General features: G+C 57.2%; 10 protein-coding genes and 3 pseudogenes. 6 read left to right on the top strand and 7 right to left on the bottom strand.

Annotated features, from left to right (window positions below):
• A pseudogene (gene nodD1 / locus LPU83_RS37930) lies at positions 1–258 on the bottom strand (transcriptional regulator NodD1); the annotation flags it as partial.
• A gap of 1070 nt (positions 259–1328) precedes the next feature.
• On the bottom strand, positions 1329–2087 hold the full coding sequence (locus LPU83_RS37925) for a sulfotransferase (RefSeq protein ID WP_024318759.1): 759 nt from the start codon (positions 2085–2087) through the stop codon (positions 1329–1331).
• 769 nt (positions 2088–2856) lie between these two features.
• On the opposite strand from LPU83_RS37925, the gene LPU83_RS37920 reads away from it, so the two are divergent.
• The 5 genes and pseudogenes from LPU83_RS37920 to nodQ all read left to right on the top strand — a co-directional run bounded on the left by LPU83_RS37920 (position 2857) and on the right by nodQ (position 7897).
• On the top strand, positions 2857–3138 hold the full coding sequence (locus tag LPU83_RS37920; RefSeq protein ID WP_024318760.1) for an acyl carrier protein: 282 nt from the start codon (positions 2857–2859) through the stop codon (positions 3136–3138).
• Positions 3139–4347, top strand: coding sequence for a beta-ketoacyl-[acyl-carrier-protein] synthase family protein (locus tag LPU83_RS37915; RefSeq protein WP_024318761.1), 1209 nt, complete (start codon positions 3139–3141; stop codon positions 4345–4347). It abuts the gene before it with no gap.
• Between the two features lie 433 nt (positions 4348–4780).
• Positions 4781–4873 (top strand): annotated as a pseudogene (locus LPU83_RS37910) (beta-ketoacyl-ACP reductase); the annotation flags it as partial.
• 223 nt (positions 4874–5096) lie between these two features.
• Entirely contained in the window at positions 5097–5996 is a 900-nt protein-coding gene (gene cysD, locus LPU83_RS37905) for a sulfate adenylyltransferase subunit CysD (RefSeq protein ID WP_024318762.1), read from the top strand.
• Positions 5996–7897, top strand: coding sequence for a bifunctional sulfate adenylyltransferase/adenylyl-sulfate kinase NodQ (gene nodQ / locus LPU83_RS37900; protein ID WP_024318763.1), 1902 nt, complete (start codon positions 5996–5998; stop codon positions 7895–7897). Before cysD ends, nodQ begins: the two co-directional genes overlap by 1 nt.
• 332 nt (positions 7898–8229) lie before the next feature.
• Here the strand turns inward: nodQ and LPU83_RS37895 are convergent, their stop codons facing one another.
• From LPU83_RS37895 to LPU83_RS37875, 5 genes are read right to left on the bottom strand one after another with little or no spacing between them, the layout of a single operon-like run.
• A complete protein-coding gene (locus LPU83_RS37895; protein WP_024318764.1) occupies positions 8230–9018 on the bottom strand; it encodes an ABC transporter permease in 789 nt (262 codons plus the stop codon).
• A gap of 3 nt (positions 9019–9021) precedes the next feature.
• On the bottom strand, positions 9022–10068 hold the full coding sequence (gene nodI, locus LPU83_RS37890) for a nodulation factor ABC transporter ATP-binding protein NodI (RefSeq protein ID WP_032494651.1): 1047 nt from the start codon (positions 10066–10068) through the stop codon (positions 9022–9024).
• Between the two features lie 3 nt (positions 10069–10071).
• On the bottom strand, positions 10072–11352 hold the full coding sequence (gene nodC / locus LPU83_RS37885; RefSeq protein ID WP_024318766.1) for a chitooligosaccharide synthase NodC: 1281 nt from the start codon (positions 11350–11352) through the stop codon (positions 10072–10074).
• Positions 11339–12025 (bottom strand): chitooligosaccharide deacetylase NodB, encoded by a 687-nt coding sequence (gene nodB, locus LPU83_RS37880; protein WP_024318767.1) that lies wholly within the window; start codon positions 12023–12025, stop codon positions 11339–11341. The genes nodC and nodB overlap by 14 nt, the downstream gene beginning before the upstream one ends.
• Positions 12022–12612 (bottom strand): NodA family N-acyltransferase, encoded by a 591-nt coding sequence (locus LPU83_RS37875; RefSeq protein ID WP_024318768.1) that lies wholly within the window; start codon positions 12610–12612, stop codon positions 12022–12024. Before LPU83_RS37875 ends, nodB begins: the two co-directional genes overlap by 4 nt.
• A 264-nt stretch (positions 12613–12876) precedes the next feature.
• Here LPU83_RS37875 and nodD1 (LPU83_RS37870) point away from each other — a divergent pair.
• Positions 12877–13134, top strand: a pseudogene (gene nodD1 / locus LPU83_RS37870) (transcriptional regulator NodD1); the annotation flags it as partial.

Raw genomic sequence — 13134 nt, 5'->3', positions numbered from 1 at the left:
GGCAATGACGGAGAGCTGAATGTGGAGCAGGGCGTCGCGCACCGCTGGGGCGAGCGCCTCCGCACGTGGTGTTGGGACAAGTTCGCGACCCTGCATCGAAAACAGCTCGTCGCCGAAATAGGTGCGCAGTCGCGCGATAGCCGCGCTCATGGCCGGCTGACTGAGGTTGATCATGCGTGCCGCTGCGGTCACGCTTCGTTTGGTCATCAGTGCGTCGAGTGCGACGAGGAGATTTAGATCAAGGCCTTTGAAACGCATATCTTCATATGTATCCATAATAGGGAAGGTCACCATCCGAACGATCAGTTCAGGCCAACATTTTGCCGAATAGACCTCGGCATCACGGCAGGACAGCTCCGACGAAGGGAACCCCCACGGCCTCTCGAAGACCTGGCCGAGCTTAAGGCCGCGGAAACCGACAAGCGTCAGTTCGTTCTGTCGAGGTTTCCTGACATGCGCCTTCGGATAACCTTCAGGACGTACTTTACGTGCGAAATGGATTGTGGTGCAGCTCGCTCCCCACAGCTTGTAGGGGGAGCGAGCATCTTCTTAGGCGCCAATTTCACCGGCAAACTCTGGCAGGCGGCCACCAGCTACGGATTAATGATGAGCCAGTCCGCGCCGCCTCATACAGGCCCTCGCTTGGCCTTCTCTTTGCCCGTCGTTGAAAAAATACGAGAGGACCGTGAAAGTCGCTGCCATTCAGGGCTTGCGTCGGCTTCGTTCCTACGGGCACACGGGATCGAATCTGCCTCCGGACAGATGATGGCCTCCGGACCCTGCTTCGTCAGCAGCCTCTTGGGCATACCAGGCGGGCAGATGTCATTAGTGTCGCGCCACTCGAATTTCGGCGGGATCGCGGCGGCCGAGGACGAGGACGCCGCGGACAACCAGTCCGCCACGTTCGGAGTGAGAACATCTGCCGTGGCAGCGACTTCTCTCCGCGATTTTCCTCAGTATATCGATGGAATCGCTCCGAGTCAGATCAAGGGATGGCCATACTAGTGCCCACCGGTCAGCCCATGCCATGCAAAGTCCGTATCCCATCAGCGCCCTGGGTATGGTTGAAAACTCATTCTAGCGAGATGCAAATCAACAGCAGGGTAGACGGTCACTAAAGCACCTAGCGGACGGTCTGGTAAATCATCGCGACGACTCGACTATGAGAAAATGCTTCTGTAATGGGCCTTTGTTCGTCAAGTCCCTCAGCACCAAAATCTCGTCACCAGGATCATGCTTCTGTCCGTGGTCAACACCAGGGTCGCCTCACCATGCCATAAGATCAGAACCGGCAGGCGAAAAACCACTTAACAAACGCCGGGAACTGTTCAGACGAACGGAGCCAGCTCTTTACCAAGTTCGAAATAGCTCGCGTAAGGTCCATGTGCGAAATGAACCCGCAACTCATGAAAGTTCCGTACCGTTTGGTCCAATGGGCGCATTTCTTGACGCCGAAGAATGCCGCGATCGGAAAGCTGCATCGCGGGAGCGCCGAGGAAATCTAAGATCGTTGCCATGCAAGCGTGGGGATCGCGAAGAAGCCTCTCATACTCGATTAAATGTATCTTGCTTGAATCAACGGCGTTCACCACGCGAGCGTGGAAATCGTCGGCAGCTTTGAAGTAAGCTTCGCATGTGGCGAATGATAACGTCACTGGTGGCGGTGGCGCGGCATTGTCCGAATCGAACTTAAGCCACTGGCGGGTTTGCCTTGCCTGCACAAACGATCTCAGTGATTCCAATGTGTTTCTGCGAATCACAAGGATAATCTTAAGGCCTGGCCAAGCGGCCAGCTCGGCAAAAAAACCTGGACGCTCTTGAAACTGAGGTTCGTTGATCTTGCAGCCCACATGCATCACCTTCTTGTCGCTTCGTAGGGGATAGCGCATGAAGGCACGTTCAAGGAGCTCGCGGTCGCTGAGTAGCAGGCGTTCTTGATCAGGCCAGTTCGTGTCGTATGTGTTGAGCAATTCACCGTTGCTCAGCACATTCGGATGCTCGTTTAAACATTCTTCCAAGTAGTGGGTACCGGTCCTTGGCATCGCAAGGATTGCAAATGGTTCAGGCGACAGTGTGGATTGGGTCATTCAGCGTGTCTCCATTTAACAGCGGTCGTTCCAGCAAAGAATCCTGGCTATCCATAGGCTCATCCAGTCTGGGGAGGCCGGCGCTGCTCCCCAAGTGCTGATCATCGTATGCCCCGCCTTGATCCTGACCTCGTCAGAGCTAGACCTTCTCGTTTGGTTGTGTTTGGCCCCGTTGCGCCGGCGCCTCCGCCTCTTTTCCTCATCTAAATCAGGACGGATTAAAGCAAGCTTTCTAATCGCGTTTGGCCAGATGGGTAAAATAGATTGTTTTTATGACATGCATCCACGCGGTTAATATGAGTAGCGAGCTGCATAGCCGAATCTTCAACAGCTGAGGACGTCATGCGGTGGAGCGCGAACACAGCGCTGTCTGGCAAAGTGACGAAAGTGTCAATTGGTATGGTTCACGGCAAGATGTTTCGGTGGTGCTTCTTTGGATGCATCACATATCCGTGAGATTAGGCTTACTCGTTAGATCTACGAGAATGGGTAATGTGCAATGTGCTCTTCAGCTATCCATTGTACAGATGGCCTACATCCAAACAATCGATTTTACCAATCGCACTAATACATAGCACAAGCTCCACACGATTGAGGCCAATGATGTTCTTCGTCATCGGACCTTCGGCGCAGACTAGCCGGATTTCGCCCGGCTCCTATGAGCATTGGGCTTGGACGGTCGCGCAAGCCTGATGGCAATTTTTCGCGATGCGACGCGCCTCAGGAATTAAGCAGCAGACACGTCGAAACACGAGCTAAAGGGAACAGAATGGTAGATCAACTCGCAACGGAAATCATTGCCATCATCAAGAGCCGCGTCGAATTAGAGAGCGGCGATGGAGGGACTGCATCGATTGTCGGCGAATTAACGGCTGCCACGGAATTGACCTCGATAGGTGTCGATTCGCTTGGTTTGGCAGACATCCTCTGGGACTTGGAAAAGGCCTACGGTATCAGGATCGAGATGAACACGGCCGAGGCCTGGTCGAATCTGCAGAACGTCGGCGACATGGTGGAAGCCATCCGCGGCTTGCGCACTAAGGAGGCTTGAATGGATAGGAGAGTTGTCATCACCGGAATGGGGGGCCTGTGCGGACTGGGCACCGACGCCACCTCCATCTGGAAACGGATGCGCGAAGGCCGCTCCGCCATTGGTCCGCTTCTCAATTCAGAGCTTCACGGGCTGAAGGGCATAGTCGGGGCTGAGATCAGGACGCTCCCTGAGCACGACATCGACCGCAAGCAGCTCGTCTCAATGGATCGTTTTAGTGTGCTTGCCGTGCTTGCAGCGCACGAAGCCATGCGTCAGGCCGGACTTTCCTGCAATGAAGGAAATGCCCTTCGTTTCGGCGCCACAGTGGGCGTTGGCTCTGGGGGATGGGACGCGACCGAAAAAGCCTACCGCACCCTACTTCTAGGCGGAGCGACGCGCACTGAGCTCTTCACTGTTGTAAAGGCGATGCCGAGTGCCGCCGCCTGCCAGGTCGGTATGAGCCTCGGCCTGCGGGGCCCAGTCTTCGGCGTTACCTCCGCATGTGCCTCGGCCAACCATGCGATCGCTTCGGCGGTAGACCAGATCAAGTGCGGTCGGGCCGACGTCATGCTTGCCGGAGGCAGCGATGCCCCACTTGTCTGGATCATGCTGAAGGCATGGGAAACTATGCGCGTACTCGCTCCGGACACTTGCCGACCCTTCTCCGCCGACAGGAAGGGCGTGGTACTCGGCGAGGGTGCGGGCATGGCCGTGCTGGAAAGCTATGAACATGCCGCTGCCCGCGGTGCAACGATACTTGCCGAGGTCGCCGGTGTTGGCCTTTCCGCCGATGCCTTCCACATCACCGCACCGGCTGTCCATGGGCCGGAGTCGGCGATGCGCGCTTGCCTTGCCGATGCGGGACTGAACGCCGAAGACGTGGACTACCTCAACGCGCACGGCACCGGCACCAAGGCTAACGATCAAATCGAAACCGCAGCCATCAAGCGCGTCTTCGGAGACCATGCCTATTCGATGTCTGTCTCTTCCACCAAGTCCACCCACGCGCATTGCCTCGGCGCAGCGAGTGCGCTTGAAATGATCGCTTGCGTGATGGCGATACAAGAAGGTGTCGTGCCACCGACCGCCAACTATCTTGAGCCAGATCCCGAGTGCGATCTGGACGTCACGCCCAACGTACCGCGTGAGCGTAAGGTGCGGGTCGCGATGAGTAACGCCTTCGCCATGGGCGGCGTGAACGCTGTTCTGGCATTCAGGCAGCCGTAAAAGTCATGTGAGTTGATCCTGTAGGTTCACCTCTTGAATGGGTATGAGAAGCCCTGTTTGTATCAGATTAAGGTGATTGCGTGCGTCGAGCGGCGTTGGGCGCCGGTCTCGTCAGGAGAAGGAGCGGCGGGTCTGGCAGCGGTTGAGGTTGGGCCTAGCGTTTCAGAGATCGCGTGATCGGCCTGCGTTCATGTGAGCCAGCTTTTCCGGTGGCGCAACGGATCTACGCGAGACGTCGTTGAGGCATTGCCAGCGTTTACCGGCATCAGCGGTGGAATGGTTCGCCTCTCGAGAGCCTGTATTTTCGACGAAAGCGGAGCTGGCAAGGTGTTGTCTGACCTACCCCGCGCATCAGCCGCGACATCGCTGCCGGCGGCTGCGGCGAGGAAGATACTATGAACCTGAGGTAATTGAATTCACAAGAGGATAAGACATGTTCGAATTGAACGGTCGGAAGGCGCTCGTCGCTGGCGCATCGGGAGCCATCCGTGGGGCGATCGCCCGCGTGCTGCATGCGCAGGGGGCAGCTGCCTTGAGCGAGGCAGGAGCCACCGAGCGCCTGCCCGGCAACCGTCGGCCGAGACCATAACGCAACGGGCATTCAGGTAGGTAAGAAGGAGACGTGATTCCATTGAACGACCGGATAGCCGGGCCGCAAAAAAGTTCCGGCTAATCAACCATTGCAGCCTGCCCGAGTTCGTCGGTGCAGGTGCAACTCGAACGAGTACCTGAGCATAGACAAGGCATAAATGTCTCTTATTCATCTTCGGCGGCTTGAAGCCGAATCGATCCACGTAATTCGAGAAGTCGTTGCAACATTCTCCAACCCGGTAGCACTTTATTCGATCGGCAAGGACTCCTCCGTATTGCTGCATCTGACAATGAAGGCGTTCTATCCCGGCAAGCCGCCGTTTCCGTTCCTGCACGTCGATACGAAATGGAAGTTCCGGGAGATGATTGAGTTCCGCGATCGAATGGCGCGGGAGCTGGGCTTCGACCTGCTCGTCCATGTCAATCAGGACGGGATCGATCAGGGCATCGGCCCCTTCACGCACGGCTCCAATGTTCACACCCACATCATGAAGACGATGGGGCTGCGGCAGGCGCTGGAGAAATACAGTTTCGACGCGGCGCTGGCGGGCGCGCGGCGGGACGAGGAGAAATCACGGGCCAAGGAGCGTATCTTTTCCATCCGCAGTGCCCAGCACGGCTGGGATCCGAAGCGTCAGCGCCCGGAGATGTGGAAGACCTACAATACGCGGGTGGGGCAGGGCGAAACCATGCGCGTCTTCCCGCTCTCAAACTGGACCGAGTTCGACATCTGGCAATACATCCTGCGCGAGGACATTCCGATCGTACCGCTTTATTTCGCGGCTCGGCGGTCAGTCGTTCGGCGCGACGGGATGCTGATCATGGTCGACGATGAGCGAATGCCGATCCAGCCCGAAGAGGAGGTTCTCGAGCACGAGGTCCGTTTCCGTACCCTTGGCTGCTATCCGCTGACTGGGGCGATGGAGTCCGAGGCTGCCACGGTTCCCGACATATTGCGGGAAATGCTGACGGTGCGCACGTCTGAACGGCAGAGCCGCCTGATCGACTCGGATGAAGTCGGGGCAATGGAGAAAAAGAAGCGGGAGGGCTACTTCTGATGTCATTTGTTCAATCCATACCGCCACATGACATTGAAGCGCATTTGGCCGACCACAACAACAAGTCGATCCTGAGGTTCATCACATGCGGGTCGGTCGACGACGGCAAGTCGACCCTGATCGGTCGACTGCTCTATGATGCGAAGCTGATTTTCGAGGACCAACTTGCAAACCTCGGGCGCGTCGGTTCTCCCGGTGCTGCCAACGGCGAGGAAATCGATCTCGCTCTGCTTCTCGACGGGCTCGAGGCCGAGCGCGAGCAAGGGATCACCATCGACGTCGCCTACCGTTATTTCGCGACGTCCAAGCGCAAGTTCATCGTCGCCGACACGCCCGGCCACGAGGAATATACGCGCAACATGGTGACCGGCGCCTCTACGGCAGATCTCGCCATCATCCTCATCGACAGCCGGCAGGGCATCCTTCAGCAGACCCGACGGCATTCCTATATCGCCTCGCTTCTCGGAATCCGCCATGTCGTGCTAGCCGTCAATAAGATCGATCTCGTAGATTTTCGACAAAAGGGTTACGACGAGATCGTCGCCGACTACATGGCTTTTGCAAAAGAGCTCGGTTTTGCCAGCATCCGGCCGATACCGATCTCAGCGAGAGACGGCGACAACGTCATCTCGGCTTCCCCCAATACGCCCTGGTACAGAGGCGCCGCGCTGCTCGAATATCTTGAAACGGTAGAGCTTGAGCCGATGGACCGGGCCAAGCCTTTCCGTTTCCCAGTTCAGATGGTCATGCGGCCGAACTCGGACTTCCGCGGCTATGCGGGTCAGATCTCTTGCGGCAGGATTTCCGTGGGCGATCCGGTCGTCGTCGCGAAAACCGGGCAGCGCACTTCGGTCAAGGCGATCGTGACCTATGACGGGGAGCTTGCGACGGCAGGGGAGGGCGAGGCGGTAACACTGGTCCTTTCCGACGAGGTGGACGCCTCCCGCGGCAATATGCTCGTAGCGCCTGGCGCCCGGCCCTTCGTGGCCGACCAATTTCAGGCGCATGTGATCTGGTTCGATGCGAGCCCGATGATGCCGGGACGAAGCTACATCTTGAGAACGGAGACAGACAGCGTCAGTGCGACGGTCACCGCACTCAAGCACCAGGTCAACATCAACAGCTTCGTCCGCGAGGCAGCGAAGTCGCTGCAGATGAACGAAGTGGGTGTCTGCAACATCTCGACACAGACGCCGATCGCTTTCGACGCCTACAAGGACAATAGGGCCACGGGCAATTTCATCATCGTCGACCGGGTGACGAACGCCACGGTCGGCGCGGGGTTGATCGACTTTCCGCTTCGGCGCGCGGATAACGTCCACTGGCATGCGCTCGAGGTGAACAAGGTCGCGCGCAGCGCCATGAAGAACCAGCTTCCTGCCGTTCTCTGGTTCACCGGGCTTTCGGGCTCCGGCAAATCGACCATCGCTAACGAGCTGGACAGGATACTTCACGCCCAGGGCAAGCATACCTACCTGCTCGATGGCGACAATGTGCGTCACGGCCTCAACCGGGACCTTGGCTTTACCGAAGAGGATCGGGTCGAGAACATCCGCCGCGTGGCAGAGGTGGCGAAGCTCATGGCCGATGCCGGTCTTATCGTCCTCGTGTCCTTCATCTCACCGTTCCGCGATGAGCGGCGAATGGCGCGGGAAATGATGGAGGAGGGCGAGTTCATCGAGATCTTCGTAGACACTCCGATCGAGGAGTGCGCACGCCGCGATCCGAAGGGCCTCTATGAGAAGGCGCTCGCAGGTAAGATCGCGAACTTCACCGGTGTATCCTCGCCCTATGAAACCCCGGAAAACCCGGAACTTCATATACGTACCGTTGGCCATCAACTGACAGAACTGGCGCACGCGATCGAGGAATTCCTTGACCGCAGGATGCAAGGCAAATGACGCCGCTTTCAATTGCGCAATACAGAAGCGAACCTCTTTCAATCTCTTTCCATGCGCCCACTGGGGATGTTCGCCGTCTTCTGCGGCGCCTCGCTGGTGGTCTCCGCGTGTAGCAACTCCCCGACACGAGGAGGTGGGTGGCTCAGCCGCGCATCCACGTCGATTGATGTTTCCGCCGGATGGCCGTCCCGCGCAGCGGCTATCAACAATCCAGAGGGATGAGTTATCCAAACGCTAGCGCGCCTAGACCGTCCATGCCGATCGACCGACGCTTCCGATTAATGACGATGATATCCATGATCGAAACGGCGTAAAGTCGCGACGAATTTGAGTCAAGGCATTAGGCGCCGACGGAGCAATGCGGTCGACAAGAAAAACGGTACTACTGCATAGAAGCAAAGAGCGCTTATATGTAGACCGACATTCACCAGCGGATTGCCGAGCATTATCGGACGGATAACATCGATCGAATGGGCCAGCGGCAAGAATCTTGTTGCGTGTTGAAAAGCGCCCGGCAGCTGGTCGACCGGGAAGACAGCGCCCGACAGGAATAGCATCGGTGTTATGACGAGCGTCTGATAAAATATGAAATATTCGTAGCTGGGCGCAAGTGCCGTGACGATCATCGCCAGACTCGCAAACGCTAAGCCAGTCAGGGCGACGACCGGCAGCGCATAAAGGAGGGACGGCCATTCCGCGTAGCCCAGCATAGCGGCGACGATACCAATTCCTGTACCCGCCAAAGAAGCCTTGGTCGCTGCCCACGCCAACTCACCGAGCACGATATCGCCGATCGTGACCTGTGTGTGAAGGATTGCTTCCCACGTGCGCTGAGCGCGCATGCGAGCGAAAGTTGCGTAGATCGTTTCGAAAGTCGACGCAGTCATCGCGCTTGTCGCCACCATTCCTGCCGACAAAAATGCAATGTACGAAACGCCGTCAACGCGCCCCACCATCACCCCCAAGCCCGCACCCAGGCCGAACAGGTAAATCAATGGGTCGGCGAGGTTACCAAGGATCGACGCTAGCGCGACCTTCTTCCACGCGAGATAGTTGCGGCGCCACACGGCAATCCAATTCCACCCGTTGGCGGGCAGAGCCGCCGCATAAAGCTTCCACATCCTTCAGTCCTTCAGTTCCCGCCCGGTTAGCCGTAAAAAAACGTCCTCAAGATTAGGTGGACGCTGTAGAAAGCGCACACCTGCGCGCCCATCCAGTTGGACTCGCACTTGCTTCGGGTCGAGCGCATAACAGAAGACGGTCTCGCCGCTCACCTCGATGTGGCGGGCATACGGACTGACCAATGCACTTAGCTCATGGGGATTCCCACCGTATATCTCAATCACCTGGCAACCGATGTGCTCGTCTATTAGCACGTGAGGTCGGCCTTCAGCGATCTTGCGCCCTCCTTCGAGCACGCACAGCCGGTCGCACAGCCGCTCTGCCTCTTCCATGATATGTGTGGTCAGGAGAATCGTCTTGCCGCGTGCCAACAGCGACCGCAGCCGTTCCCAAATTAAGTGACGTGCGTGCGGGTCAAGTCCAGTGGTCGGCTCATCCAATATCAGGAGCTGGGGGTCGTTGATGAGTGCACGTGCAAGTGTCAGCCGCCGCTTCATGCCGCCAGATAGATCCGAAACACGAGCATCCGCCTTGCTTTCGAGGCGAGCAAACTCAAGGAGCGACGGGATGACCGCTTCTATCTCGCGCGTACTCATCCGGAAATAGCGCCCGAAGACCAGCAGGTTCTCACGCACCGTGAATTCAATGTCGAGGTTGTCGAACTGCGGAACTACACCGATACCCATGCGTGCCAAACGAGCCCGCGCGGGCACTGGCACCCCAAGCACCGTGATCTCGCCACTACCAGGCGTTGTCATGCCGAGGATCATGCGCGTAATCGTACTTTTGCCCGCACCGTTCGGGCCTAACAGACCGAAGCACTCACCGGCCGCAACAGTGAACGACAGTCCGTTAACTACGGGCTTGTTACCGTATGACTTTGTTACGCTGGCAAGATCGATTGCCACGGTTGGTATGGAGCCGGGTTTGGAAGTCTTAACGCTTAGACCCGTGTCGCCCTCCGTCACGAACGGATTCAGCTCAAGCCGACGCGGAACGTCTTGGGCCAACTCACCATCTAACAATTGATCTTTTACTGCCTGTCTCATGTGTCACTCTCCGCTGCAAGTGCAGTCAGGTGGCACCAGCCGTGAGCTTTGTATTGGGATCTGCTTTGCCCCGCTGACTGGTACGTTTGGCGCGGAACCGCGCGACAGCCAGTCGCTATTCGACAATGTACACAACGCATAAGCTTTCACGGGAAGTAAGAGAAAGAGGTTGATGGGTGTGTGCAGAACGAAACCAAGAAATCTAAGTTGGCGAGAATGCAATGCTACCACGCTACAGCGTATCATGGTCATGGATGCAATCATCAAAATCGTCCACCATGGCACTGTGGCCGTCATTATGAAATGCGCCAGTCCCGTCACTAAGGAAAGGGCGAGTAATAGGGGCCCGACGTTCTGCGCGACTACGTCCAACGTGAGATAGCGGTCGAGGCCGCGCAGTAGAGGGAGTGCTAGAAATGTGTCGCGGAACGTGCTGCGTGCCCAACGCAGTTGTTGACGCAGATACGATCCCAGCCTATCCGGAACGACTGTCGCCACTATCGCGTCATGAACATATTCAGTTCGAAAGCCTGCCTTCAACATGAGGATCGTCAGATGGCGATCCTCACCGAAGTCGCTTGGTTTGCCGCGGAACAGTTGCGTTTCGTACTGACCAAGCAAAGAAGCGAGCGCGGACCTGCGGTACATAGCACATGGGCCGCAGCAACACATAACGGCACCGAAACGAGCCTGTGCCGCGCGCTCTTCGTTGCAGGCAAGCCAATACTCCATGTCGATTAATCGCGTCAGCCAAGTGTCACTTCTATTGCTAGCCGTCAATTGGCCCATGGCCGCACCGACCTCTGGATCTCGCATCTTCGAGGCAAGCTTCGAGACAACGTCGAAAGCGATCGTGCTGTCTGAGTCCACATTCAGCACCAGATCCCCAGAGGATTGACCTATCGCAGCGATCTGTGCTTTCCGCTTTCCGACGTTCTCTGGGAGCAGAATGAAGCTGAACCTCGGATCGCGCGCATAGGAATCATGTACACGCACGATAGCCTCTCGGTTCCGAGAACCGTCGTCAACAACGTAGACTCGCAGTTCTCCAAGATAATCCTGGTCTGCAATGGACGCTAGGCACGCCGAGAGGATGCCTGGATCCTCATTGAAACTGGGGACGATAACATCCACGGCTGGCAGAGGGCCGGTCTCGATCGGTGCTGCCGACACTGCTGGACCGTTTAAAGGCCGAGCATATAGGACTTGCATGCTCTTGTAAGCCGTCAATAGCAGCGCGTAGATCGAGATAGCGGCGGTGCTGGTTGTGTCAAGCAGATACATGGGTTCTCGTCTGTTCAGTTATGCGGGGAAGTGGACGAATCGCAAAACCACGCTCATGCAGCGCCGGGATAATACGGGAAAGCGCCGTGAGAGTTTGGTCACGCAGAGAGGTAACCGCGCATTGGCCCAACTCGTCGGGAGGACATCCGTCGTGCAACAGCACGATTGCACCGGGCCGAACCGAGGCCAGCACTACATCGACAATCGCATTGGCGCCAGGGCGAGACCAATCTCGCGGGTCTGCCGACCAATGTACCGCAGTCAGCCCAGCGCCCGCCGATGTTGTAAGCACTTCCTCGCTCCAGACACCGTAAGGTGCTCGTATGTGTCGGACGGCCGCCTGAGGACAAGCGGCGATAATGGCCTCATTTGCCTCAATTATCTCGCGTTCAAGTTCGAGAGGCCCACATGTTGACAGGTCCGGGTGTGTCATCGTGTGGTTAGCCACTTCGTGACCTTCCGCGACAATCCGTCGGATGAGTTCCGGCTGGCTTTTCGCATACGCACCGATGACGAAGAAAGTCGCCGGCGCGCCGTATTCAGCCAGCACATTCAGGATTTGCGGCGTCCAGTATGGATTGGGGCCGTCGTCAAACGTCAAGTAAATACTACGATCTTCGGTCCGGTCATCGCAGTTACTCGGCACCTCGCATATATAATCGGGGCGCTTCATAGCTCCATTCCGTTTCGTTCAATCAATGTGCCTGGCGGCCAGTCGCTCATCGGTTGTCCAACCGGGAATACTACTACGAGGGGGTCCTCGGTGCGCGTGGAGGGGAGATCCGGATGGGCTTCTGGGATGCTCGACCGCACACGAACTCCGGTCAAAATGCTAGCCATACCGTGTTGGCAGTATCTCTCAACGTGGTTCCGCATGGCGTGCCGAACCGTACCAAAGGCGAATGGGACGCCAAGCTCCCGCAGACTTGGAGACAAAGCACCTACCGAGTGAGCGATGCCCATTTTTTCCAGATCGGGTCGCACCGCGTATAATCCCAGTTCAGCCACAAGCAGATCAGTGTCACCAACCTTAATAACACGGCGCAACACCCCCATATGGCTTGCTATCCCGAGCGAGTCGTAAGCAATTGCACGGCGTTCCGGCCTCGCGCCGGCCCAACTGCGGCCGCCCTCGAATGGTTTCGCGTGGAACGCTCCTGTTGGCCCATAAGTTTTTCGAAAAAACTCTGAGAGCTCCTGGTGGTCTGCCCGTTCCAGCTGATTTTCCCAGCATAGTTTCCACTGCACTTTTAAGGACATGTAAGAACTCCAGTGTGTTGTTTCTTCAAAGCACGGTCGAAGCGGTGAGTACCCGGCAAGTCACACCGGGGACACAAACTGTAGCGCTGGACCGCTGGCCGAGCGCTTAGGCGACGGATCCAAATTCGAAACCATCCTGTACTTCTGAAACTTTTCTCACGCCGCACCTTGATTTCATTAACCTCAGGCTTCTCTAATAGGACTCTGCAAGGTTGGTAAAATTGATTGTTTGGATAACGATCATCTGCGCTATGGATGCCGCACATGCGTTTCAAAGGCCTAGATCTAAACCTCCTCGTCGCGCTCGACGCGCTGATGACTGAGCGCAAGCTCACGGCCGCCGCACGCATGATCAACCTCAGTCAGCCGGCCATGAGCGCGGCTATCGCGCGACTGCGCACCTATTTCGGCGACGAGCTGTTTTCGATGCAGGGTCGCGAACTTGTCCCAACACCACGTGCGGAGGCGCTCGCCCCAGCGGTGCGCGACGCCCTGCTCCACATTCAGCTCTCCGTCATTCCC

This window comes from Rhizobium favelukesii (assembly GCF_000577275.2).
Taxonomy (GTDB): domain Bacteria; phylum Pseudomonadota; class Alphaproteobacteria; order Rhizobiales; family Rhizobiaceae; genus Rhizobium; species Rhizobium favelukesii.
The sequence above is the reverse complement of the archived record's forward strand: the minus strand, read 5'-3'. Positions and strand labels throughout refer to the sequence as shown.